Annotated in this window: 17 protein-coding genes and 2 pseudogenes; 8 read left to right on the top strand and 11 right to left on the bottom strand. The window is 70.3% G+C overall.

Going from position 1 to position 24387, the window contains the following annotated elements; genetic code table 11:
* Positions 1-32: 32 nt before the first annotated feature.
* The 3 genes from VT50_RS09200 to VT50_RS09190 all read right to left on the bottom strand — a co-directional run bounded on the left by VT50_RS09200 (position 33) and on the right by VT50_RS09190 (position 3558).
* Positions 33-1013, bottom strand: a complete 981-nt coding sequence (locus tag VT50_RS09200; protein ID WP_206269378.1) for a carbohydrate ABC transporter permease — start codon at positions 1011-1013, stop codon at positions 33-35.
* A 5-nt stretch (positions 1014-1018) separates the two neighbouring features.
* Positions 1019-2251 (bottom strand): ABC transporter substrate-binding protein, encoded by a 1233-nt coding sequence (locus VT50_RS09195; RefSeq protein WP_240529096.1) that lies wholly within the window; start codon positions 2249-2251, stop codon positions 1019-1021.
* Positions 2252-2781: 530 nt separating this feature from the next.
* The gene (locus VT50_RS09190; protein WP_046088073.1) at positions 2782-3558 is read right to left on the bottom strand and encodes a DeoR/GlpR family DNA-binding transcription regulator; all 777 of its coding nucleotides are present in this window, start codon (positions 3556-3558) and stop codon (positions 2782-2784) included.
* 338 nt (positions 3559-3896) lie between these two features.
* Between VT50_RS09190 and VT50_RS09185 the strand changes: the two genes are divergently transcribed.
* The 3 genes from VT50_RS09185 to VT50_RS09175 are packed head-to-tail and all read left to right on the top strand — an operon-like array spanning position 3897 to position 7532.
* Positions 3897-5441: an FGGY-family carbohydrate kinase gene (locus VT50_RS09185; protein ID WP_046088072.1), complete on the top strand. Its 1545-nt coding sequence runs from the start codon at positions 3897-3899 to the stop codon at positions 5439-5441.
* Positions 5434-6921, top strand: coding sequence for an FGGY-family carbohydrate kinase (locus VT50_RS09180; RefSeq protein ID WP_079343796.1), 1488 nt, complete (start codon positions 5434-5436; stop codon positions 6919-6921). Before VT50_RS09185 ends, VT50_RS09180 begins: the two co-directional genes overlap by 8 nt.
* The gene (locus VT50_RS09175) at positions 6918-7532 is read left to right on the top strand and encodes a histidine phosphatase family protein (RefSeq protein WP_079343795.1); all 615 of its coding nucleotides are present in this window, start codon (positions 6918-6920) and stop codon (positions 7530-7532) included. Before VT50_RS09180 ends, VT50_RS09175 begins: the two co-directional genes overlap by 4 nt.
* 32 nt (positions 7533-7564) lie before the next feature.
* Here VT50_RS09175 and VT50_RS09170 read toward each other — a convergent pair whose 3' ends face one another.
* The 8 genes from VT50_RS09170 to VT50_RS09135 all read right to left on the bottom strand — a co-directional run bounded on the left by VT50_RS09170 (position 7565) and on the right by VT50_RS09135 (position 17261).
* On the bottom strand, positions 7565-8302 hold the full coding sequence (locus VT50_RS09170) for a GntR family transcriptional regulator (RefSeq protein WP_046090792.1): 738 nt from the start codon (positions 8300-8302) through the stop codon (positions 7565-7567).
* A 115-nt stretch (positions 8303-8417) separates the two neighbouring features.
* Positions 8418-9962 (bottom strand): sugar ABC transporter ATP-binding protein, encoded by a 1545-nt coding sequence (locus VT50_RS09165; protein ID WP_046090793.1) that lies wholly within the window; start codon positions 9960-9962, stop codon positions 8418-8420.
* Positions 9959-11065, bottom strand: coding sequence for an ABC transporter permease (locus VT50_RS09160; protein WP_046090794.1), 1107 nt, complete (start codon positions 11063-11065; stop codon positions 9959-9961). The genes VT50_RS09165 and VT50_RS09160 overlap by 4 nt, the downstream gene beginning before the upstream one ends.
* Entirely contained in the window at positions 11062-12132 is a 1071-nt protein-coding gene (locus VT50_RS09155; protein ID WP_046090795.1) for an ABC transporter permease, read from the bottom strand. The genes VT50_RS09160 and VT50_RS09155 overlap by 4 nt, the downstream gene beginning before the upstream one ends.
* Complete coding sequence (locus VT50_RS09150) at positions 12129-13217, bottom strand: mandelate racemase/muconate lactonizing enzyme family protein (protein ID WP_046090796.1); 1089 nt, start codon at positions 13215-13217, stop codon at positions 12129-12131. The genes VT50_RS09155 and VT50_RS09150 overlap by 4 nt, the downstream gene beginning before the upstream one ends.
* A gap of 76 nt (positions 13218-13293) precedes the next feature.
* Entirely contained in the window at positions 13294-14346 is a 1053-nt protein-coding gene (locus tag VT50_RS09145) for a substrate-binding domain-containing protein (RefSeq protein ID WP_240529095.1), read from the bottom strand.
* 228 nt (positions 14347-14574) lie between these two features.
* The gene (locus tag VT50_RS09140; protein ID WP_079343794.1) at positions 14575-15960 is read right to left on the bottom strand and encodes a chitinase; all 1386 of its coding nucleotides are present in this window, start codon (positions 15958-15960) and stop codon (positions 14575-14577) included.
* On the bottom strand, positions 15957-17261 hold the full coding sequence (locus VT50_RS09135; protein ID WP_079343793.1) for a glycoside hydrolase family 16 protein: 1305 nt from the start codon (positions 17259-17261) through the stop codon (positions 15957-15959). The genes VT50_RS09140 and VT50_RS09135 overlap by 4 nt, the downstream gene beginning before the upstream one ends.
* 593 nt (positions 17262-17854) lie before the next feature.
* On the opposite strand from VT50_RS09135, the pseudogene VT50_RS09130 reads away from it, so the two are divergent.
* The 5 genes and pseudogenes from VT50_RS09130 to VT50_RS09110 all read left to right on the top strand — a co-directional run.
* Positions 17855-18727 (top strand): annotated as a pseudogene (locus VT50_RS09130) (chitinase); the annotation flags it as partial.
* A gap of 14 nt (positions 18728-18741) precedes the next feature.
* The gene (locus VT50_RS09125) at positions 18742-20553 is read left to right on the top strand and encodes a coagulation factor 5/8 type domain-containing protein (RefSeq protein ID WP_240529094.1); all 1812 of its coding nucleotides are present in this window, start codon (positions 18742-18744) and stop codon (positions 20551-20553) included.
* A 158-nt stretch (positions 20554-20711) separates the two neighbouring features.
* Complete coding sequence (locus VT50_RS09120) at positions 20712-21941, top strand: glycoside hydrolase family 88 protein (RefSeq protein ID WP_046088307.1); 1230 nt, start codon at positions 20712-20714, stop codon at positions 21939-21941.
* A 233-nt stretch (positions 21942-22174) separates the two neighbouring features.
* Positions 22175-23221 (top strand): annotated as a pseudogene (locus VT50_RS09115) (chitinase); the annotation flags it as partial.
* Between the two features lie 85 nt (positions 23222-23306).
* Positions 23307-24302, top strand: coding sequence for an aldo/keto reductase (locus tag VT50_RS09110; RefSeq protein WP_046088322.1), 996 nt, complete (start codon positions 23307-23309; stop codon positions 24300-24302).
* The last annotated feature ends 85 nt before the right edge of the window (positions 24303-24387 follow it).

Below are 24387 nucleotides of genomic sequence, written 5' to 3'. Positions count from 1 at the left end.
GCGGTGCCGCTCCGCTCGTCCGCGTACCGCCGCTACTCATAGTGCACCCACCGCTTCTGGCCGAGGAACTGGACCGCCGTGATGCCGAGGATGATCACGAACAGCACCCAGGCGCCCGCCGAGGCGAGCCCGAGCTGCTGGTTCTGGAAGCCGGTGTTGTAGATGTACTGGACGAGGGTTTCCGTCTCCGTCCCCGGGCCGCCCTTGGTGAGCAGGAACGGCTGGGTGAACACCTGGAACGAGGTGATGAGGGTCATCATGGTGGCGAAGAAGATCGACGGCGAGATGGCCGGGAACTTCACATGCCAGAAGGTCCGCCACGCGCTCGCGCCGTCGAGCTGGGCGGCCTCGATCTGGCTGTCCGGCACCGCGTCGAGCGCGGCGGAGAAGATGAGCATGTTGTAGCCGAAGCCCGCCCAGACGCTCATCGCCACGACCGCGAACATCGCCCAGGTGTCGTCGGCGAGGAAGTTGGGGGCGTGTCCGCCGAGGGTGGACTGGAGCGTGGCGTCGATGAGGCCGTCGGGCTGGTACAGCATCCGCCAGACGACGACGTTCGCCACCAGCGGGGTGATGGTGGGGATGAAGAACAGCACCCGGAAGATGTGCCGGTGCCTGATCCGGGGTGTCAGCCAGGCCGCGAGCCCGAGGGAGACCACGAGGTTCAGCGGCACATAGAGGATCACGTACTCGGCGGTGTTGCGCACCACGACCCAGAAGACCGGATCGTCGAAGAGCCGCCGGTAGTTCTCCAGTCCGGTCCAGGTGTGGCCACCGATCATGGGCCAGTTCATGAAGCTCACGACGAGGGACGCGACGATCGGGACCACGGTGAAGAGCGCCAGCCCGATCGAGTGCGGGGCGGCGAACGCCGCGCCCCACCATGAGCGTCGCCCGACCTCGGCCGGGCGCCGCGCGTCGGGCTCCTCGTCCACCGCGACGGCGGTGTCCGGGGCGGCCACCTCCACCGTCACCACCTCCTGTGCGGCCGGGGCGGCCTGCTCGGTTGTCACGGCCCTCACTGCCCGAGCTGGCCCGCGATGGACTTCATCGTCTCGGCGCCCGACTGCTGTCCGTTGACGGCTTGGATCCCGTACTGCGAGAAGAGCTGCTGGAGCTGGTCGCTCTGCTTGTTGCCCGGCAGTGGTGTCGATGCCTTCTGGGCCGTCTTGAGTACGCTCTCGACGCCGTCGATATCCGCGTTCTCGTACCACGTCTGCTGGGCGGCGGTGCGTCCGGGGAAGGCGCGCCCCTGCCGCGCCAGGGTGGTGAGCACCTTCTGGCTCGTCATCGTCTTGATGGCCTTGAACGCCTGGTCGGGGTAGGCGCACTGGCGGGAGACACCGAATCCGGACCCCGCAGAGAAGGTGGCCGGTCCTGAGGTGTGGCCGGTGGGTATGGTCGTGACCCCGATCGGGAATTTCACCTTGTCCCTCTGGTCGAGCAGGGACCAGGGGCCATCGAGATACATGCCGACCTTCTTGGACACGAAGCTGTTGGAGGGAGCGTCGCTGTCCGCGCTGGCCTCGGTGGCGGTGCCGTTCTTGACGAGCGAGGAGAGCCAGTCGAGGCCCTTGGCGAAGGTCGGGTTCGACGGATCGAGCGTTCCGTCGGCCTTGATGACCCGGCCGCCGTTGTAGCCGAGGATCATCGATTCGAGGTTCATGTCCGTGACGGTCGAGGCGAACATCTTCTTTCCCGCCGCCTTGAACTTCGCCGCGGCCGCCGTGAAGTCGGCGAGCGTCCAGCCGGGTTTCGGTTCCTCGGCACCGACCTGCCGGAACAGGTCCTTGTTGTAGAAGAGCAGCATGGGCCCGGTGTCATACGGCAGGGCGTACAGCTTTCCGTCGACCTTCATTCCGTTCAGGGCGGTGGTGTCGAACTCGGAAAGGTCGAGCCCGCCCTTCTTGGCATAGGAGTCGATCGGCCGCAGAACATCGGCGTAATTCGCCGCGCGGATACTCTGGATGCTCACGATGCACGGCGCGCTGCCCGTGCTGAGCTGGGTGCGGAGCTTGGTGAAGTAGTCGTTGAAGGGCGCACCCTGGATCGTGACCTTCGGGCCGCCCTGGGCGCTGACCGATTTCGCCACCTGCTGCCAGGCCGCCTTGTCGGACGAGCCCGCGATCCACATCGACCAGACGAGTTTGTCCTTCGACTGGTTGGACGTGCTGGAACTGGAGGAACATCCCACCAGCAGTCCCCAGGCGGCAGCCGCCGCGGTGACACCGACGAGGAGTCGTCTTTTCATAGCGGAGTCCACTTCATGTGCGTGCTCGGACGGCCGTACACGGGCAGCACGGAACGCGGGCATGGAATGCGGAAACGGAACGCGGACACCTATGCGTGTGCGCCATGCCGCCGCGGCTGCTGTGGGAAAGCCCCGACCACGGTGAGTGGGGTGGGGCAAGAAGATGTGGCGGGTGTGGTCAGCGTCAGATACCGGATAAGACGGGCGCCGTGTGAACGGCGGCCGTTCCATGGTGCGCTCGACGCGTACGGAAACTGAGGTCCCTGACCGTCACTGTCATGATCCGACCCATTGCGGCTCCTTTGGCCGGCCCCTTTTACCAGGACGCATCGGCATCAGAACATCCGATGTATTGGGGTGTCAAGGTGTCGTACGGGCCGGATCACCCGCCAAAACTTCCACGGTCGGCGTCAGAGCTTGGACGTCTCCGGCAAGTCCCCATGTGTCTCCCGCCGCGCCACAGCGGACGCCTCAGGATGCGGAAGGGTGCAGAAGGTGCGGAAGGTGCGGAAGGGTGCGGAACGCCGGTGTCACCGAGGGACGACGCGCACATCGACGCCGCGCTCGCGCAGCCCGCGCACCTCCCCGGCCGGTGTCGCGTCGTCCACCACGACCAGGTCGAAGTCGGTGAGCGGAGCCAGGGCGTACAGGCCCTGGTTGGCGAACTTCGTATGGTCGACGAGGAGTACCCGGCGCGCCGCGGCGGCCATCATCGCCTGCTTGACCTGCACTGTCTCGGGCGACATGTGGTAGCAGCGGCCCGCGGTGACGGCGGTGGTGGACATGAACAGCGCATCGGCGCGGAAGGCGGACACGCTCTGCGCGGTGTGCGGTCCCATGAAGGCGTCGTACGCCGGGAAGTAGGTGCCGCCGAGCGCCACCAGCGCCACTCCGGGCTCCTTGGCCAGAGCGGTGATGGCGGGCAGCGAGTTGGTGATCGCCGTGATCGGTGTGTGGTGGGGCAGGTGCTGGGTCAGGCCCAGACAGGTGGTGGAGTCGTCGATCACCACGATCCGGCCGGGAGCCAGTTCCTCGGCCGCCGCCCGCGCCAGCCGCCGCTTGGTCTGCGTCATGGTCGTCATGCGCTCGCCGACACTGCCGTGGAACTGCGTGGACGGCAGGCAGCTCGCGCCGCCGCGCACCTTGCGCAGCCAGCCCTGCGCCTGGAGGGCGTCCAGGTCGCGGTGGACGGTCATCACACTGACCGCGAACCCGGCCGCCAGGTCCGAGGTGCGGACGAAGCCCTTGGCCGTGACCAGTTCACGCAGCCGGTGCCGCCGCTCCTCCTGCCCCTCCGTACGGGTCATGGCCTGCGGCTCCTTACCCTTCCGCACCACCCCGGCGCGGTGCCCCGGCGCATCGCTGTGAGACGGACTGCTGTGAAACTCACGCGAACGTAACACGGGTGCGGGACGTCGCCTCCCCCGTGTGCGGGGCCGGTGGCCCAGGACATCGCACGGTGCCGGGCGCCGGGCGCGGGATAATCCCGCGCCCCGATTGACGTGGCTTCCCGGCGGCGATTCGCTGGGTTGGTCGGCGTGCAACTCCGCCGACGGTGTCGGTTCCCCGGAAGCGGCGGCCATCCACTGGTACGCCGCCGCTCCAGCCGTGGTGAAGGGGCAGGTATGGGACAGGTATTCCGGTCATGACGGTTCTCACTGTCGACGTCGGCACGTCGGTCATCAAGTCCGTCGTGTTCGACACCGAGGGAAGGGAAGTGGCGGTCTCCCGCGTCGGTACGGAGGTGCTGCGCCCCCATCCCGGATGGGCCGAGCAGGACATGGACGCGGTGTGGCGCGGAGTCGTCTCCACCGTGCGCGGCGCGATGGCCCAGCTGGGACCCGGGCACGACGCGGTGCGGCTGATCGCGTTCACGGCCCAGGGGGACGGCTGCTGGCTGGTCGACGGCGACGGCCGCCCCACCGGCCCCGCGATCCTGTGGTCCGACGGGCGCGCCGGTGAGCTGCTGGCGCGCTGGCAGGCCGATGGTGTCCTGGCGGAGGCGTACCGCCGCAATGGCTCCCTCACCTGTGCGGGCATGCCCAACGCGGTGCTCAGCTGGCTCGCCGGACACGACCCGGAGCGCCTGGAGCGCTCGCACACCGCGCTGACCGCGGCGGGCTGGCTGTTCCTGAGGCTCACCGGCGTCACGGCGATCGACGCCTCCGACGCGTCGGCCCCGTTCCTCGACCACGCCACGGGCGCGTACGACCCGGCGATCGTGGACCTGTTCGGCCTGGCGTGGGCGCGTCGGCTGCTGCCGCGCGTGCTCGGACACGACGAGTGCGTCGCCGAGCTCACCCACCGCGCGGCTGCCGAACTGGGCCTCGCCACCGGCCTTCCCGTCGTGATGGCCCCGTACGACATCGCCGCCACCGCCCGCGGCGCCGGGGTCGTCGACCCCGGGCAGGCGTGTGCCATCCTCGGCACCACCCTGTGCACCGAGGTGGTGCGCCGGTCCGTGGACACCTCGGGCGAGCCGTGCGGCATCACCATCGCCTTCGGCCGCCACGAGCGGCTGCTGCGCGCCCTCCCCACCCTGTCGGGCACCGAGGTGCTGGACTGGGCGTGCCGGACGCTGGCCGTCGAGAGCCCCGCCGCCCTCGGGGACCTCGCCGCCGCGTCCGGACCCGGCGCCGCCGGGCTGGGCTTCCTCCCCCACCTCTCACCGGCCGGGGAACGTGCGCCGTTCCTCGACGGGCGGGCCCGCGGCACGTTCTGGGGCCTCTCGCTGGACCACACCCGCGCCGATCTGGCACGGGCGGTCTTCGAGGGGCTGTCCCTCGTCGTACGGGACTGTCTGCGGGCCTCCGGGACCGAGGTGCGCGAGCTGCGGCTGTGCGGCGGAGGCGCGGGCAGCGACCGCTGGTGTCAGCTCATCGCCGACGCCACCGGCGTCCCGACGGCCCGCGGTACCGACACCGAACCGGGCGCGAAGGGCGCCTTCCTCACCGGTCTGGTGCTCACCGGCGCCGAGCGGAGCATGGAGGACGCCGCCCTCACGTACGTGCGCAGGGGCGCCAGTTGGGCACCGGACCCGCACCGGGCCGCGCTCTACGACGAGCTGTCCGCGGCCCACCTGGCCTGGCGGGACGCGGCCCGCTCCCTGGGCTGGTCGCCAGCCCGGGGGCCCGTCGGCACCTCCGCTGGGCACCCCCATGACCCCCGTCCGGAAACCTCGTATGTCTGACGCGCTGTCCCCCGACGCCGTCCATCTCGGCCTGGACCTCGGTACGCAGAGCGTGCGCGCCGTCGCCGTGGACGGCGCCGGGAAGCTGCTCGCCGCGGCCTCCCGCCCCCTGACCAGCCACCGTGACGGCATACGCCACGAGCAGGACCCCGAGCAGTGGTGGTCCGCCGCCGGTGCCGCCTGCCGCGAGGCCCTGAGCGGCATCGACGACGGGCGGGTGCGGGGGATGGCGGTGGACGCCACCTCCGGGACCGTCCTCCTCGCCGACGCGTCCGGCACGCCCCTCACCCCGGCCCTGATGTACGACGACGGGCGCGCCGCGGACCACGCCGACCGCGTCAACACCGTCGGCGGGGCGGTGTGGCGAAGGCTCGGCTACCGCACCATGCAGCCGTCCTGGGCCCTGCCCAAACTCCTGTGGCTGCTCCGGCACACCGATGTCCCGCCGGGGGCCCGGCTGCTGCACCAGGCCGACCTGATCACCTGGCGGCTGGCCGGGCGGCAGACCCCCGGCGACGCCAGCCACGCCCTGAAGACCGGCTACGACCTGCTCGCCGACCGCTGGCCCGCCGAGGAGCTGGCCGCCCTCGGTGTCCCCGACGGCCTGCTGCCTGAGGTCGTACGGCCCGGCACGGTGATCGGCACGGTCTGCGGGCGGGCCGCCGCCACCACCGGGATCCCCGCCGGCACCCCCATGGTGGCGGGGATGACCGACGGCTGCGCGGCCCAGATCGGGGCGGGCGCGCTCGGCCCGGGCGCCTGGAACTCGGTGCTGGGCACCACCCTCGTCCTCAAGGGCGCCAGCCCCCGTCCGGTGCACGACCCGGCCGGGGTGGTCTACTGCCACCGCGGGCCCGGCGGCGGCTGGCTGCCCGGCGGCGCCTCCAGCAGCGGTGCGGGCGTGCTGACCCGCCGCTTCCCCGGCGCCGACCTCGACGCCCTCACCGGGGCGGCCGCTACGACCGGTTCCACCGCGGTCGTCTACCCGCTCGCCGGGGAGCGGGGTGAGCGCTTCCCGTTCCGCGCGCCCGACGCCCGCCCCTTCGTCCTGGGCGAACCCTACGGTGCGGCCGAGGAGTTCCACGCCTGTCTGCTCGGCGTGGCCTGTGTGGAACGGCTCTGCCTGGACCACCTGGAGCACATCGGCGCTCCGGTGGACGGCCCGCTGAGCCTGACCGGCGGCGGCGCCCGCAACCGCTACTGGTCACAGCTGCGCGCCGACCTCCTCGGCCGGAGCGTGACCCTGCCCGAGCAGGCCGAGAGCGCCATCGGCATGGCGGTGCTCGCCGCCACCGCCTCGGGCGTCACGCTGGAGCGGGCCGCCGCCGCCATGGTGCGCGACGGAGTCGGGCTGCACCCCGATCCCGACCGCACCGCCCGGCTGCTGCCCAGCTACCTCGGCTTCGTGGACGAGCTGGTCCGCCGGGGCTGGCTGGAGCCGGAGGTGGCCGCCCACGCCCACAGAAGGGCCGGCCAGTGACCGACTTCGTCCTCGTACGGCACGGGGAGACCGTGTGGCACGCGGAGAACCGCTACGCCGGCCGCACCGATGTGCCACTGACCGAACACGGCCGCAAGCAGGCCGCCGAGCTCGGCGCCTGGGCCGCGGGACAGCGGCTGGACGCGGTGCTCAGCTCACCGCTGTCCCGCGCCCGGCTCACCGCCGAGCCCGCCGCCGCCGTGCTCGGCCTCACCCCGCGGGTGGACGAGCGGCTGTACGAGGTGGACTTCGGGCGCGGCGAGGGGCTGACCCGAGCGGAGATGCGGGAGCGGTTCCCGGCCGAGCTGGACGCGTTCCTGGCCGATCCGGTCGCCCATCATCTGCCCGGCGGCGAGGACCCCGCCGGGGCCGCCGACCGCGCGCTCGCCTGTCTGCTGGACATCGCCCATGAGGTGCCCGGGGGCCGGGTCCTGGTCGTCGCCCACTCCACCCTCGTCCGGCTGGTCCTCTGCCAGGTGCTCGGCATCCCGCTCGCCCGCTACCGCCAGGTGTTTCCCCGGCTGGAGAACGGCGCCCTGACCGAACTGCGCCTGCGGGACGGCCGGGCATCCCTTCTGCGGCTCAACGCCCCGGCCCCGACCACCTACTGACACCTACCCGGCGCTGCCACGGGTGGCGCGGATCAGGGCCCCTCGTCCCGGCTGAGCTGACGCCCGAGGCTGCGGGCGAGGTGGTCCGCCATCGCCTCGGCCGCCCGGTCGGGATGGCGGCGCAGTATCGCGTGCACCACGCGCTGGTGCTCCGCGAGGGTCGGGTCATCGGCGCCGAACTGGCTGTTCAGCCGGAAGATGTGCAGATGGGAGTGGAGCCGTTCGACCGCGTCCGCGAGCAGTGGCCGCCCGGACGCCCGGGCGATCGCGTCGTGGAGGCGCTGGTCGAGGGCGGCGAAGCCGCGGTAGGCCGCGTAGCGCCCGGCTGCGGTCCCTGGGTGGGTGTGCATCTCCTCCGCGATCCGCTCGATGGCGTCGAGCTGGTCCTCGCGCGCGTTGACCGCGGCGAGCGCCGCCGCCCTCGGCTCCAGCAGCTGCCGCATCTCGAAAAGCTCCTCGAGCCCCTGCCGGGTCAGCAGCGCGGTGGTGCGGTACCCCGACAGCGGCCGCTTCACCACCAGGCCGTCCGCCTCCAGCCTGGCCAGCGCCTCCCGGATGGGGGTCGGGGAGACGCCGAGGGAGCGGGACAGGGCCTCGATGCTGACGCGTCCGCCGGGGGTGATCTCATGGTCCATGACCATGGCCTTGATGTTCTCGTAGACACTGTCCGAAAGCGCCTGGGGGGCGGGCTGCGCCTGACGGGCGGGGGGCGCCTCCCGTCCCCGCCCGTCCCGCGGTGCCCCGGGCGCGGAGGTGTCCTGCGGCGGCATCCGGCCTCCTGGTGCTGATCGGGGCGTCTGGGGCGGCAACAGTTTACCCAGGTGAGGGGCGCCGTTCAGGGGCAAGCCTGGCCCGGGCCGCCGTGCGCCCCCTGTGCGTTGCGCGTTATGCCTCCTGCGCCCGCGGGCGCACCGCCGAGGTGGCGCGGTCGTGGATGACGCGGATGATCCGGCCGCTCATCCGCTCGTAGTCGTGGTCGTTGTCCAGCTCGCCGCGGATCCGGTGGTCGGCCATCACCACCACCCGGTCCGCGAGTGTGATCATCTCCGCGAGGTCGCTGCTGATCAGCAGAATGGGCAGCCCGCCGCGGGCCAGTTCCCAGATGAGTTCGTGGAAGGCGTGCTTGGTGCGCACGTCGACACCCACGGTCGGCTCGTCCACGATCAGCAGCCGGGTGTCGGCCGCCAGCCACTTCGCCAGGCTCACCTTCTGCTGGTTGCCACCGGAGAGCTCACCGGCGGTCTGCCCGAGCCCGGCGGTGCGGATGCCGAGACGTTCGACGAGGTCGTGCGCCACGTCCCGCTCCTCGCGAGCGGAGACGAACCCGAGCGCCTTCGCCAGCCTCTTCCACACCGTCACCGTGATGTTCCGGGCGATGGGCTGCTCCAGGAAGACCCCTTCCTCCTTGCGGTTCTCGGTGAGATAGCCGATGCCGAAGCGGTGCAGCGCCTGCCGGGGGGAGGTGATGCGCACCGGCTCGCCGTGCACCCGGATCTCACCGCCGGTGACGCGGTCGAGGCCGAGCACGGCCTTGACCAGTTCGCTGCGGCCCGCGCCGACCAGCCCGTACAGTCCGACGATCTCGCCGGGCCCGACGTCCAGGCCGATGTCCCGGTGGCCGGCGGCCGTGGACACTCCGTCGAACGAGAGCACCGGCGCCGCGGCGGTGTCCACCTCCCGGGGACGCATCTCGGTCGCCGCGTGGGCGCGGCCCACCATGAGGCCGACCACGTCGTCCTGGGTGTGCTCGGCGAGCGGCGAGGACTCGAGCACGGAGGCGCCGTCGCGCAGTACGGTGACGGTGTCGCAGACGGCGAACACCTCCTCCAGCTTGTGGCTGACGAAGACGACACATGTCCCCCGGGCCTTCAGCCGCCGCACGACCTCGAAAAGGCGCTCCGCCTCCCGCGGGGAGAGGGAAGCGGTCGGCTCGTCGAGGAGCAGCACCCGGCTCTCCGTGTACAGGGCCTTCGCGATCTCCACCAACTGCTGCTGTGCCACGGAGAGTTCACGGACCGGCCGGTCCGGGTCGAGGTCCAGGCCCAGCTCTCCGAGGCACCGCAGGGCGGGGTCGGCCATGGCCGCCCGGTCGATGAGACCCCGGTGCGATGGAGGGCTCTGCAGGGTGATGTTCTCGGCCACCGAGAAGCCGGGAATCAGATTACGCTCCTGGTGCACCACGCCGATGCCGGTGCGGGTGGCCTCGAGTGGCGAGCGCATGTGCACCTCGCCGCCGCGCCAGAGGAGGCGGCCGCTGTCGGGAGTGTGCACCCCGGTCAGGACCTTGATGAGGGTGGACTTTCCCGCGCCGTTCTCGCCGAGCAGCGCGTGGACGGACCCGGCGGTGAGGCGCAGCCCGACCCCGTCCAGGGCCCGTACGCCGGGAAACACCTTGACGATGGCCTGGCATTCGAGGAGGACGTCATTCATCCGGAGCCTCCCGGGTGCGGCGACACGGCGGCGGGCCGCGCGTCGCTCCGCGGCGGGACGGGCGGTGGGGCGGGCGGTGGGGCGGGCGGTGCGCCGCCGCGCGAACCACCCCTCCTGGCCAGGTGGCTCTGGTGGATACGGCCGCCGACCACCGTGCCGAGCACGACCACGCCGATGAGGAAGTTCACCCAGCTCGGATCCAGCGAGAACTGCGCCCGCGCGGCGTCGATGAGCCGCATCACGAAGGCCGCGAGCACCGTGCCGAGCACCGCAACCGAGCCACCGGTGAGCGCGACCCCGCCGATGATGGGAGCCGCGAAGCTGGGCAGCAGCCAGTCGCCGCCGACACTGCGGTTGACACCGGGCAGCGACGCCGTGGCGGTCAGGGCGGCCACTCCGATCAGGAGCCCCGACAGGGTGTGGGCGAGCACGATCTGCCGGTCGGTCGAGATGCCCGACAGCCTGGCGGCCAGCGGATTGCCACCCGCCGCGAGCAGCCGCCGGCCCGCGGTGGTGCGGTACAGGAAGGCGGCGAGCAGGGCCGCGGCGGCCAGCGCGGTGAGGAACACCAGCGGCACGTTCAGCGGGGCCGCCCGGCCGAAGTCCCCCAGCGCGGCGGAGTATCCGTCGACGGTGCGGGTGCCGGTCAGTCCGTACTGCGCCCCCTGGAGGATCGTCATCGTGCCGAGGGTGACGATAAAGCCGTTGATCCTCGTCACCACGATGAACAGGCCCGTCGCCAGTCCGATGGCGGTGGCCGTCAGCACACCGGCCGCCACCGCGACCCCGGCGGGCACCCCCTGGTCCGCCATGAGGACACCCATCAGACAGGCGGTGAAGCCGCCGAGCGCGCCCACCGCGAGATTGAGCTGTCCGACGCACAGCGCCGCCATCTGGGCCAGCCCGATGAGCACGGGAGTGGCCAGGTAGCGCAGGAAGGTGCGCACCGACGGGCCCTCGAAGAAGGAGCCGGAGGAGGCCACGCCCAGGGCGAGATAGCCGATGAGCACCACACACAGCAGGGTCATCGCCGTGGAGCGGGAGAGGCGGCGCAGGGCCGCGGCGCCCCGGTCGCGGATCGTGTTCACGTGGACCGTGTTCATGTGGAACGCACCACCTTGCGATGGGACACCACGGTGCGCACCCGGTCGGCCGACAGGGCCAGGAGCAGCACGCAGCCGAGGTAGATGTTCAGGCTCTCCAGGCCGACCCCGAGCAGATCGAGCCCCTTGCGGATGACCCCGACCAGGGCGGTGCCCAGCAGCGCTCCCACGACGGAGACGACACCACCGGTGAGCAGGGTGCCGCCGAGCACCGAGCCGAGGAACGAGGGCAGCATGAAGTCGTCCCCGATGGAGGCGCGGAACGTCCCGGTGCCGACGGCGGCCATGAACCCGGCGAGCGCGGCGAGCAGCCCCGAGAGCGTGTGCGCGAGGACGACACGGCGGCCGGTGGGTATGCCGGACAGCTCCGCCGCCGCGGGGTTGGCGCCGGTGAGCAGCAGTTCCCGGCCGATGCGGGTGGCGCCGTACAGGAAGCCGAGGCCGAGCAGGGACAGCACGGTGAACTGCGCGAGCTGCGGTATCGCCGGGGATCCGCACACCGGCCCGACGCAGATGTCGGCGAGCGAGTACGAGCGCAGTTCGGCGAGCCCCGACGGCTTGGTGGTGAACGCGGCGTTCTCGGTCAGCGCCGAGTAGAGCAGGGAGACGAGCCCCAGCAGCGCGAAGTCCATCGCCAGGGTCACGACGAAGGAGCTCACCCCGGTGCGGGTGATGATCCAGCCGGTCAGCGCGCCGATGGCGGCTCCGGCGCACAGGCACAGCAGCAGGCCGAGGGGCAGCGGCAGACCCAGCCGGTCGTATCCGAGCCCCGCGAACAGCGCTCCGAAGGCGGCCATCCGTCCGACGGCCAGGTTCATATGCCCCACCGACAGGACGACCATCTGGGCGAGCGCCACCACGGTCAGTGCGGAGACGTCCCGCACCAGCGGGAAGAGCACGAGCCGCGCGTCGAGGAAGGTCGGCTGCACCGCACCGAACAGGGCGCTGAGGCCGACGACGAGCACCAGCAGGCCGAGCCGCTGGTTGACCCAGAACGGCAGCCGGTGGGCGGGGCGCGATGGGGCGGCGCGGGTGTCGCCGCCCGGCGGGATGACGGGTGCCGTCATGCCACCCTCCGGTCATCGATGGCGTCCATGTCCCAGTCGATGCCGATGCCCGGGACGTCGGGCGCCACGGCCATCCCGTCCCGGATCGTCAGCTCGCCGCGGGTCACGGCCCGCAGCTGGGGGATGTGCTCGACGTAGCCGCCGTTGGGCACCGCGGCCACGAGGCTGATGTGCAGTTCCATCAGGAAGTGCGGGCACACCATGACGTTGTGGCTCTCCGCGGTGTGGGCGACCTTGAGCCAGGGGGTGATCCCGCCGACGCGGGCGGCGTCGACCTGTACGACGGAGGCGGCGCCGGTCTCGAGGTAGCCGCGGAACTGCGGGAGCGCGTATAGGGATTCACCGACGGCGACGGGAATCCGTGTCGCGCGCGCCAGCCGGGCGTGGCCACTGATGTCGTCCGCCGGAAGGGGCTCTTCGAGCCAGTAGGGGTCGTACGGCTCCAGCGCGGCCGCCAGCCGGAGGGCGGAGGACATGGTCTGCGACTGATTGGCGTCCGTCATGATGTGCAGCGAGGGGCCGACCGCCTCGCGCACGGCGCGCAGCCGCTCGGCGTCCTCCGCCGGATGGGGCTTGCCCACCTTGATCTTGATACCGGCCCATCCGGCCTTCTGGGCCCGCAGCGCCCCCTTCACCAGGTCGTCGGCGGTCAGATGGAGCCAGCCGCCCTCGGTGTCGTAGACCGGGACCTCCTGGCGGTGGCCACCGGCCAGCCGCCACAGCGGCTCGCCCGCGCGCTTGCAGCGCACGTCCCACAGCGCGGTGTCGACCGCGGCGAGCGCGAGCGAGGTGATGGCTCCGGTGGTGGTCGCGCGGGTCAGGGCGAACAGCCGCTGCCACAGCGCCTCGACGTTTCGCGCGTCCTGGCCGATGAGGGCGGGCAGCAGATGGTCCCGCAGCAGCGCCAGTACGGAGCTGCCGCCGGTGCCGATGGTGTACGCGTAGCCGGTGCCCGCGCTGCCGTCGGCCGTGGTGAGGTCGACGAGTACCGTCTCCTGCTTGACGAAGGACTGCACGGCGTCGGTGCGGTCGGTCTCCACGGCGATGTCGGCCAGCTTGGCCGTGGCGGTCGTGATGATGCTCATCCGGTGATGTCCGCTTTCTGTGATGCGGCGACTCTCTGCGGGGCGGCAACTCTCTGCGGTGCGGCGACGGCGGGGATTAGCCGCAGGCCAGGACGTCTTCGGCGAACCGCTTCTTCAGCTGGGCGGTCTTCGCCCTCCGCGCACGGTCGTAGGTCGTGAGGTTGTCCTTGGTGACGACGAACGAGCCGGAGTCGACGGACTGGCCCGGCCTGTGCATGGCGCACTGCTCGGTCTGGAGCAGTGCGAGGGCCCACGCCCCGACCTCGGCCTGCCCCACCGGGTTCTGCACGACGGTGGCGGTGACGGTGCCCTGCTTGATCGAGCCGAGGATCTTGGCGTCGTCGTCGATGGCGACGACCTTCGCCCGCGAACCGGAGCCCTTGACGGCGTCGGCGGCGGCGACGGCCGGGTTGTAGGCGGTGGAGACGATGCCCTGGATCTGCTTGCCCTTGGCCGTCAGCAGGTCGGACACCGCCTTCTGCGCGGTCTGGAGGTCCTTGTCGATGTCGGTGACGGTCTGCAGCAGCGTCACCTTGCCGCCCGACTCCTTCACGGCCCTGGCCACGCCCTTGATCCGCAGCTGGGTGTTGGCGTCCACGTTGTTGCCCGTCAGGTGCACGAGCCTGCCCTTGCCACCCATGGCGTCGATGGCGGCCTTGGCCGCCTTGTAGGCGGCGAGTTCGACGTCCGTGGAGAGGCAGAAGTCGGCCTCGTTCTCCTTCCCCGCCGGGCAGGAGCCGAGCGAGGCCACGGTGAGCCCCTGCGACTTCAGGTCCGCGAACGTGGTGTTGATGTCGGTCGGCGACACCCCGAAGACGCCGAAGGCGTTGTAGCCGCGTGCCGCGAGCGTGGACAGCAGGTTGTTCTGCTTCTGCTGGTCCCACTCCGCCGTCTCGTCGAACCTCACGTCCCCCAGCCGGTAGGTCTCCTTGGCCTTGGCACCCGCGGCCTTCCAGGGCTGGAAGTAGGGGTGGGCACCGCCGGGGACCAGCGCGACCTTGGTGTCCGACCCGTCCTCGAGCACGGCCGAGCCGCTGCCCGCCCGCGCGGACGCGGGGGCCCGCCCGCCCGTCGGCTCGCCCGAGTTCTTGAGTGTGCAGGCCGTCGAGCCCAGGGCCAGCAACCCCACGGCGACGGCTCCCGGCAGAAGGGATGTGGTCCGGAGACGCACCTCCTCACCCCCACGAATCACATAGGATATTGATGCCGCGATGGTGTGCCAGTCGGATCGCCCCGTCAAGACTCTCGACAAAAAGCCCTGCAAGAAGCGTTTTGCATAGGCGAGATCCGGCGCCCCTGAGCCTCGGGCGCCGGATCTCATCTCCCGTCTTCCTATAGGAAACGGTCAGGTCATGGATCAGCCGCCGTACTGGGCGAAGACCCGGGTGAAGTCCCACGGCTGCTGGGAGACGCCCGAACAGGTGTCGGCTCCGCCACCGGTGCAGGGCCGGTCACGGTTGACCGACCAGAAGGTGAGCCGCGCGAGGTGCCTCTGCTGGGCGTAGCCGAGGATGGTGCGGAAGTCCGCCACGGTCACCGTCTCGCCGTTGTCGGTGATGCCGTTCATCGACGAGATGCCGGTGTGCCGGTACGCCTGGTCGTCCGAGTAGCCGTAGGCGCTCTTGACTGTGTTCTTGAGCCCCTCGGCGGCGCGGATGGTGAGCTGGCCCATGTTCTGGCCCGCTCCCCCGAAGTTGAACGGCATGATGGTCCAGCTGTCCACGGTGAGCCCTGCGGCGGCGGCCTTGCTGATCAGGCTGTTGTCGGGCCCGTTCTGGCCGGTGCCGAAGGTCATGTACACCTTGATGCCGGGGTTGTTGGCCTTGACCGTCTTCAGCGCGTCGACCGTGCGCTGCTGGACGGTCGGGCTGTCGTACGCCGCGGCCTCGATGTCGATGTCGATCGCCTTGAGCCCGTAGGCGTTGATCACCTTCTGGTACGCGGCGGCCAGCTCGCCCGCACTGCCGCAGGAGCTCTCCAGCTTGTTGCCGCTCCAGCCGCCGAAGGACGGGATGACATCGCCGCCGGCCGACCGCACGGTGTTGACGGTCTGCTGGTCGACCCCTCCGGTGAGCGGACGGCCACCGTCCCACTGCGGGTTGCAGTAGCCGTTGCTGAGCACGAAGGCGAGGGTGAACCACTTGACGCCGGTCGCGTTCATCACGGTGGTGGGGCTCGGCGGACTGCCCCAGCCGTTGTAGAGGTACGGGGCCACGGCCATGGCACCCGGTCCGGGCGGTGTGGTGTCACCGCTCGGCGCCGTCCACTTCTGGTTGGTGGCGCCGGTGCAGGTCCAGATCTGCAGCCGGGTGCCGTTCGCCGAACTCCCACCCGTAGCATCCAGGCACTTGTTGGCCTGCGGATTCACAATGTCCCGCGCCGCCGGAACCGACCACCGCTGAGCCGCACTCCCATTGCACTCCCACAACTGCACCGCGGTGCCATCGGCCGTACCACCCGACGCCACATCCAGACACTTCCCCAACGCACGGATCGTCCCATCGGAACCAACCGTCCACTGCTGCGCACCGGAACCATTGCAGTCATACAGCTGCACCGGCGTCCCATTGGCACTATTGGCACCCGCCACATCCACACACTTGCCACCCACACCGGTGATCTGGCCGGTGGCCGCCGCCGCGCCACTCGCGGGAAGGCTGGTCAGACCGGTGAGGAGGGCGGCGGCGACAGCGGCGCCGAGTACGCCGCGCGCCCCGGGGCCGCGCAGGAGTCCGCGCTTCATCTGGTCACCGTCCACTTCTGGTTGGTGGCGCCGGTGCAGGTCCAGATCTGCAGCCGGGTGCCGTTCGCCGAACTCCCACCCGTAGCATCCAGGCACTTATTGGCCTGCGGATTCACAATGTCCCGCGCCGCCGGAACCGACCACCGCTGAGCCGCACTCCCATTGCACTCCCACAACTGCACCGCGGTGCCATCGGCCGTACCACCCGACGCCACATCCAGACACTTCCCCAACGCACGGATCGTCCCATCGGAACCAACCGTCCACTGCTGCGCACCGGAACCATTGCAGTCATACAGCTGCACCGGGGTCCCATTGGCACTATTGGCACCCGCCACATCCACACACTTGCCACCCACACCGGTGATGGCACCGCCGCTCGGCTGTCCGCCGTCGGTGCTGACCCGGACGTAGTCGACCAGGAGCTGCTGGGGGAAGGAGGTGCTGCCGTTGGGGTCCCCGGGCCAATAGCCGCCGACCGCGAGGTTGAGGATCACGAAGAAGGGCTTGTTGAACACCCACTGGCGGCCACCGAGGTCGGCAGGGGTGCGCCGCTGGTACACGGTGCCGTCGACGGACCAGCTGATCGCGTTCGGGCTCCAGTCGATGGCGAAGGTGTGGTACGCGTCGGCGAACGCCTGGCCGCCGGGCAGGGAGTACCCGGCGCCGATGCCACCGGAGCCCGAGTATCCGGGGCCGTGGAGGGTGCCGTGCACCGTGGAGGGCTCGAAGCCCACGTTCTCCATGATGTCGATCTCACCGGAGTTGGGCCAGCCGACCTGTCCGATGTCATTGCCGAGCATCCAGAACGCGGGCCACATGCCCTGCCCGCGCGGGATCTTCATCCGGGCCTCGACCCGGCCGTAGGTGGTGGTGAACTTGCCGGAGGTGTTCAGCCGGGCGGAGGTGTACTCACACCGTCCGTACCAGCACTGGTAGTTGCCCGGGTTCTCGCGGCGGGCGGTGATGACCAGGTGGCCCTGGCCGTCGAGGGCGGCGTTGCTGTTGCCCGCCGTGTAGTACTGCCGCTCGTGGTTGTTGACGTTGTCCCCCGTCTCGATCTGCCACTTGCCGCCGTTGACGGCGGACCCGGCGGGCCCGTCGAACTCATCGGAGAACGTGGCGGCGACCGCCGCGGGTCTCGCCGCGTCAGGTCTCGCAGTGGACTTCGCGGAGGGCTTGGCGGCGGGGCTCGCCGCGGAGGCCGAGGTGCCCGGTGCCAGTCCGGTGGACAGCGACACAAGGGCGAGGACCGAGACGACGGACAACAGCAGTCGTCGGGATAAGCGCGGGGAGTCCATGACTCTCCCTTCCGGAAACAGGCGATGACAGGTGCGGAGAGGCATGAGGCGCATGTGAACCAAGTGGTACGGCGCCGACCGGGTGCGTGAGGGAGCTCAGCGGTACTTAGTTCATTACGTGAGTTAAGAAGTGAAGGAAAAGCCTGTCAAGGGTTTGGTATGGACCAGATATGCCAACAAGTCATTGCACGAAGGGCTGTTCGCCACCGTGGACGCCGGCGACACGTCCCGCGGGTTCGTCCTTTGAAGGCATGTCATTCATTGGTGCGGACCTATTGACGAGACACGTTCAACTCCCGAAATATATGGGCCCGAGAGTCCGGCCGTGACCTTCCGGCCGGACACCGCATGTCGCGGGCTGCGGCGGCGCCTGTCTGACGGACATGCCCACTGCCGGGGCCCGTCCGCGTGTCAGGAAGGCATCCCCCCACATGAATCACAGCGAAGACCTCTCCGCCAGGGACCGCGCTCAGCGCCGCCGTCGGCGGGCCGTTCTGGCCGTGGCCGCGGTCCTCGCGGCCACCGCCGCGAGCACGACCGCGGCCGCCTGGGCCGGGAACACCGGCCAGGACCGCGCCACGGCGTCCGCCGCACCCGCCGCCGTCGCCCCCTACCTCTACAACGGCTGGGGCAATCCCCCGGACCCGGGCGAGGTGATGGACGCCACCGGAGTCGGCTGGTTCACCCTCGCCTTCGTCCTCGACGCGGGCGACTGCGACCCCCAGTGGGACGGCAGCCGCCCGCTGGCCGGTGGCGCCGACGAGCAGACCGTGAACGCCGTACGGGCCAAGGGCGGCGATGTGGTGCCGTCCTTCGGCGGCGCGAGCGGCAACAAGCTCGAGCGGTCCTGTGCCGACGCGAAGGCACTCGCCGGGGCCTACCAGAAGGTCATCGACGCCTACGGCCTCAAGGCGATCGACATCGACATCGAGGGCGACGCCTACAACGACCCGGCCGTCCAGCAGAAGACGATCGACGCCCTGAAGCAGGTGAAGGCGGACAATCCGGGGCTGCTCACCTACGTCACCTTCCCCAGCGATCAGAGCGGCCCCGACGACGGCATGATCCGCCGGGCCGCAGAGTCCGACTTCGAGGCCGACAGCTGGACCATCATGCCGTTCGACTTCGGCGGCGAGGGCCAGAACATGGCCGAGCTGACCAAGCAGGCCACCGACGGGCTGAAGAACGCCGTCAAGGGCGCCTACGGCTACAGCGACGAGGACGCGTACCGGCACAGCGGTCTGTCCTCGATGAACGGCATCACCGATGTCAAGGAGACCGTCACCACGGACGACTTCGAGTCGATCCTGGCCTACGCCTCCGAGCACCACCTGTCGCGGCTCTCCTTCTGGTCCGTCAACCGCGACCGCCCCTGCCCGGGCGACTACCCGAACGACGACACCTGCTCCGGAGTCGACCAGGAGCCCTGGCAGTTCACCGGGATATTCGCCCGGTACGAGGGCTGAGGGGGCACACCACCATGACGAACGACACCACCGGGACGCATGACGCCACCGCGGCGGACACCACCGGCGACACCCCCCAGCCCGGACACCGGCGACGCCGTCGCGCCGCCCGCGCCACCGCCGCGTTCGCCGTGCTGGCCGGGGCCGTCGCCGCGGCGCTGACCGTACCGTCGGCGCACGGCGCGGACGCCGAGCCGGACCTGGGCCCCCATGTGCAGATCTTCGACCCGTCGATGTCCGCACAGGAGATCCAGGGCAAGCTCGACTCGGTCTTCGGCGAGCAGGAGGAGAACCAGTTCGGCCAGGCCAGGCACGCCCTGCTGTTCAAGCCCGGCTCGTACGACGTCAAGGCCAATGTCGGCTTCTACACCCAGGTGGCGGGCCTCGGCCTGTCGCCCGACGACACCACCATCAACGGCCAGGTGCACGCCGAGGCCGACTGGTTCGACGGCAACGCGACGCAGAACTTCTGGCGCGACGCGGAGAACCTCGCCGTCAACCCGGACGGCGGCGCGGACCGCTGGGCCGTCTCGCAGGCCGCACCGTACCGCCGGATGCATCTGAAGGGCGATCTGCAGCTGGACGACGGCGGCTGGTCAAGCGGCGGCCTGCTGGCGGACACCAAGGTCGACGGCCAGGTGAAGTCCGGCTCGCAGCAGCAGTGGTTGTCCCGCAACACCGAATGGGGCGGCTGGACCGGCTCCAACTGGAACATGGTGTTCGTCGGCGCGCAGAACGCCCCGGCCGGGGACTTCCCCAACCCGCCGTACACCCGGGTCGACAAGTCGCCCATCACCCGTGAGAAGCCGTTCCTGTACGTCGACGACGACGGCGCGTACAAGGTGTTCGTGCCGGAGGTGCGCAAGGACTCGACGGGCACGTCCTGGTCCTCGGGGACGCCGAAGGGCGAATCGCTTCCGCTGAGCGACTTCTTCATCGCCAAGCCGGACGCCACGGCCGAGGAGATGAACGCGGCGCTCGACGCGGGCAAGCACCTGCTCATCACCCCGGGCGTCTACCACCTCGACGCACCGCTGAAGGTGACCAAGCCGGACACCGTGGTCCTGGGTCTGGGGCTGGCCACGCTGGTTCCCGACAACGGGGTCTCGGCGGTGAACGTGGCGGATGTGGACGGCGTCAAGCTCGCGGGTCTGCTCATCGACGCGGGCACCGAGAACTCCGACACGCTGATGCAGGTCGGCCCCGAGGACTCGGCCGCGGACCACGCCGACAACCCCACCTCGCTGCACGACGTGTTCTTCCGGGTCGGTGGCGCGGGCGTCGGCAAGGCGTCCACCAGCCTGGTGGTCAACAGCTCGGACGTGATCGGCGACCACACGTGGATCTGGCGTGCCGACCACGGCGACGGCGTCGGCTGGGACTCCAACACGGCCGACAACGGACTCATCGTCAACGGCGACGACGTGACCATGTACGGGCTGTTCGTCGAGCACTACCAGAAGCACCAGACGACCTGGAACGGCGAGGGCGGCCGTACGTACTTCTACCAGAACGAGATGCCCTACGACCCGCCCGACCAGGACGCCTGGATGAACGGCTCCACCAAGGGGTACGCCGCCTACAAGGTGGCCGACTCGGTGAAACGCCATGAGGCGTGGGGCCTGGGCAGCTACTGCTTCTTCAACACCAACAAGTCCGTCACCGCCGAGCACGCCTTCGAGGTTCCCCAGAGCCCGGACGTGGCGTTCCATGACATGGTCACCGTCTCGCTCGGTGGCACCGGCACCATCAACCATGTCATCAATGACACCGGAGGTCCCTCGGACGCCAACAGCAACGTGGCGAACGTGACCGAGTACCCCTGATCCCGCAGCACTCTTCACCGGCTCCACCAGCTCAACCAGCTCCAGCGGTTCGCCTGTGGGGCGCGGGTGTCCCGCCCGCGCCCCACAGGCGGCTGAGCGCACGGACCGCATGTCGTCATGTCGTTGTCGGATGCACCCCTTGTGAAGGGCGGACACTGATGAGCGTTTCCCGGAGAGCCCTGCTGAGCACCGCGGCCGGTACCGCGGTGGCGGCCACGTCGATCGCTCCCGCGGCCCAGGCGGCGGCGGAGGCCCCCGGCCGTGCCGCCACGCTCCGCACCCTCGGCGAGACTGCGGACTACGCGGTGGCGAAGCTGCGCGCGGTCGCACCGGGGGTGAGCGGCTTCCCGGTGGGGACGAAGTTCGAGAAGTGGACGTACTCCCAGAACGGCGACTGGGTCGGCGGGTTCTGGCCCGGCACGCTGTGGATGGCGTGGCTGCACAGCGGCGAGGAGCGGTTCCGCACCCTGGCCCTCGCCTCCGCGGAGAAGCTCGCCCCCCGCCAGAGCGACACCGGCACCCATGACCTCGGATTCCTCTTCTACCCCTCGTGGGTCACCGCGTGGCGGCTCACCGGTGATGACACATGGCGGACGGGTGCGCTGCGGGCGGCCTCCTCGCTGATCCGGCGGTACAACCCGCGCGGCCGATTCATCCGGGCCTGGGGAGCGCTGGACGAACAGGCGAACGCGGGCCGGGTCATCATGGACACGATGATGAACCTCGATCTGCTGGCGTTCGCGAGCAGCCAGAGCGGGGACAGCAGCTACCTCGACATCGCCGTGGAGCACGCGAGGACCACCCAGCGCACCTTCCTCCGCCCGGACGGATCCACCCCGCACGTCTACGACTTCGACCCGTCCTCCGGAGCTCCCCTCGGCCCGGCCACCGTACAGGGCTACAGCCGGGACTCCTGCTGGTCACGCGGGCAGGCATGGGGGATCTACGGCTTCACCACGATCTACCGCAGGACCGGCCACGGGGAATTCCTCACCACCGCGCGGAAGCTCGCCGACTTCGCCCTGGGCGCGCTCACCCCGGACGACGTCCCCGTGTGGGACTACCTCGCCCCGCAGGCACCCCACGACATCAAGGACGCCTCCGCGGGGGCGGTCATGGCCTGCGGTCTGCTCGACCTGTCCAAGGCCACCGGCGAACCACGCTACCGCGAGGCGGCGCTGCGGCTGCTCACCGCGCTGTCGCAGACCTGCCTGACCACCAAGTCCACCCGCGCCGAGGCGATCGTGGCACGCTGCACCCGCAACCGCCCGAGCGAGGACGGCATCGAGATCTCGCTCCCGTACGCCGACTACTACCTGCTCGAAGGCATCCTGCGGGTGCTGCGCCCCGATGACATCGACCGGGCCATCGACCTGTCCACGGTCTGACGCGTTTTTGGTCCGGACCATTGACACTACTGGTCTAGTCCTGTTGTCTCATGGGCGCGCCATCTCCCCCCATCCCCCATGTCTCCCGACCCACTTCAGCTCCGCGTTCCCCCACACCAAGGAGCGGCCCCATGAGCCTCCGTATCCCCCTGAGCAAGAGGGTCCTGACCGGCGTGTGCGCGTCCGTCGCCGCGGCCGGGCTGCTCGCCACGTTCTCGGCCACGACCGCGGACGCGGGTACCACCGCCACCGCCGAGGCGGCGCTCCCCGAGCACGCGCTCGTGGGCTATCTGCACTCGAGCTTCGCCAACGGCTCCGGATACACCCGGATGGCCGATGTCCCCGACAGCTGGGACGTCATCGACCTGGCCTTCGGCGAACCCACCTCCACCACCTCCGGCGACATCCGCTTCAGCCTCTGCCCCCAGAGCGAATGCCCGAACGTCGAGTCGGAGGACGAGTTCAAGGCCGCCATCAAGGCCAAGCAGGCCGCGGGCAAGAAGGTGCTGATATCCATCGGCGGGCAGAACGGCCAGGTGCAGCTCACCACCACCGCCGCCCGCGACAAGTTCGTGGAGTCGGTCGGGGCGATCATCGACACCTACGGACTGGACGGCCTCGACATCGACTTCGAGGGCCACTCGCTGTCGCTGGACGACGGCGACACCGACTTCAAGAACCCGAAGACCCCCGCGATCGTCAACCTCATCGCGGCCGTGAAGTCGCTCAAGGCGAAGTACGGATCCGACTTCGTCCTCACCATGGCCCCGGAAACCTTCTTCGTGCAGCTGGGCTACCAGTTCTACGGCTCGGGCGCCTCCGGCGGCCAGGACCCGCGCTCCGGGGCGTATCTGCCGGTCATCCACGCACTGCGGGACGATCTCACCCTGCTGCACGTCCAGGACTACAACTCCGGACCGATTATGGGACTGGACGACCAATACCACACCATGGGCAACGCCGACTTCCACATCGCGATGACCGACATGCTGCTCAGCGGCTTCCCGGTGGCGGGCGACGCCGACAACGTCTTCCCCGCGCTGGACCCCTCGCAGGTGGCGATCGGCCTGCCCGCGAGCCCCAACGCGGGGGGTGGCCACACCACGCCCGGTGATGTGACCAAGGCCCTCAACTGCCTGACGAAGAAGAGCGACTGCGGCGGCTACGAGCCCCACGGCAGCTGGCCCGCCCTCCGCGGGCTGATGGCCTGGTCGATCAACTGGGACGGCTTCAACGGCGGCGAGTTCTCGAAGAACTTCGACGACTACTACGGCCGTTGAGCCATCGCTCCCGGTCATGGGCGCGGGTGACGCCCATGACCGGGGCTTGCCTTCGTGCGCGCTCCAACTCCTACCGTTCACCGGCATGGAGACCATGGCGCACAACAGAACGCTGGGCCGCAGCGGCATCGACGTCAGCCCCCTCGGCTTCGGCTGCTGGGCCATCGGCGGTGAGTGGCGGTCCACCGACGGACAGCCCCTGGGCTGGGGCGAGGTCGACGATGACGAGTCCGTGCGGGCGGTCAGGCGCGCACTCGACCTCGGTGTCACCTTCTTCGACACCGCCGACGCATACGGCACCGGCCACAGCGAGCGCGTGCTCGGCCGCGCCCTCGGCAGGCGCCGCGGCGATGTCGTCATCGCCACGAAATGGGGCAATGTCTTTGACGAGCGGACCCGGATCCACCACGGCCAGGACGACTCCCCGGAACATCTGCGCCGCGCCCTGACCGCCTCGCTGCGGCGCCTGAACACGGACCACATCGATCTGTACCAGCTCCACATCTCCGACGCCGATCCCGGACCGGCCGCCCAACTCCGTGACAGCTGCGAGGAGTTGGTGAGCGAGGGACTGATCCGCGGCTACGCGTGGAGCACCGATGACCCCGTACGGGCCGCCGTCTTCGCCGAGGGCCCGCACTGCGCGGCCGTTCAGCACCGGCTGAACATCCTCCAGGACGCGCCCGAACTCCTCGCGCTCTGCGCCGAGAAGGACCTGGCCAGCGTCAACCGCAGCCCCCTCGCCATGGGGTTGCTCGCGGGCAAGCGCACCGCCGGGCGCGCCCTGAGCGACGGGGACATCCGCAACGCGCCACCCGGCTGGCTGCCGGGATTCATTCCGAACGCGGGCGCGGACCCGGCCTGGCTCCGGCGGGTCGACGCCCTGCGGTCCATCCTCACCAGCGACGGCCGTACCCCCGCTCAGGGCGCCCTCGCCTGGATCTGGGCCCGCGCCCCGCGGACGATCCCGATCCCCGGCTTCCGTACGGTCGCCCAGGCCGAGGAGAACGCGGGCGCGATCGCCAAGGGGCCGCTCACGGCCGGGCAGATGGCCGATGTGGACCGGATCCTGGGACGGTGAACGAGGAGCCCACCGCCCCGTACGCGATCAAGGACCACTTCACTTCTTGAAGACCAACTCCTTGACAAGGACATGAAACGCGACA

Source organism: Streptomyces antioxidans (assembly GCF_000968685.2).
GTDB lineage: Bacteria > Actinomycetota > Actinomycetes > Streptomycetales > Streptomycetaceae > Streptomyces > Streptomyces antioxidans.
This window is presented reverse-complemented; position numbering and strand designations above follow the sequence as displayed.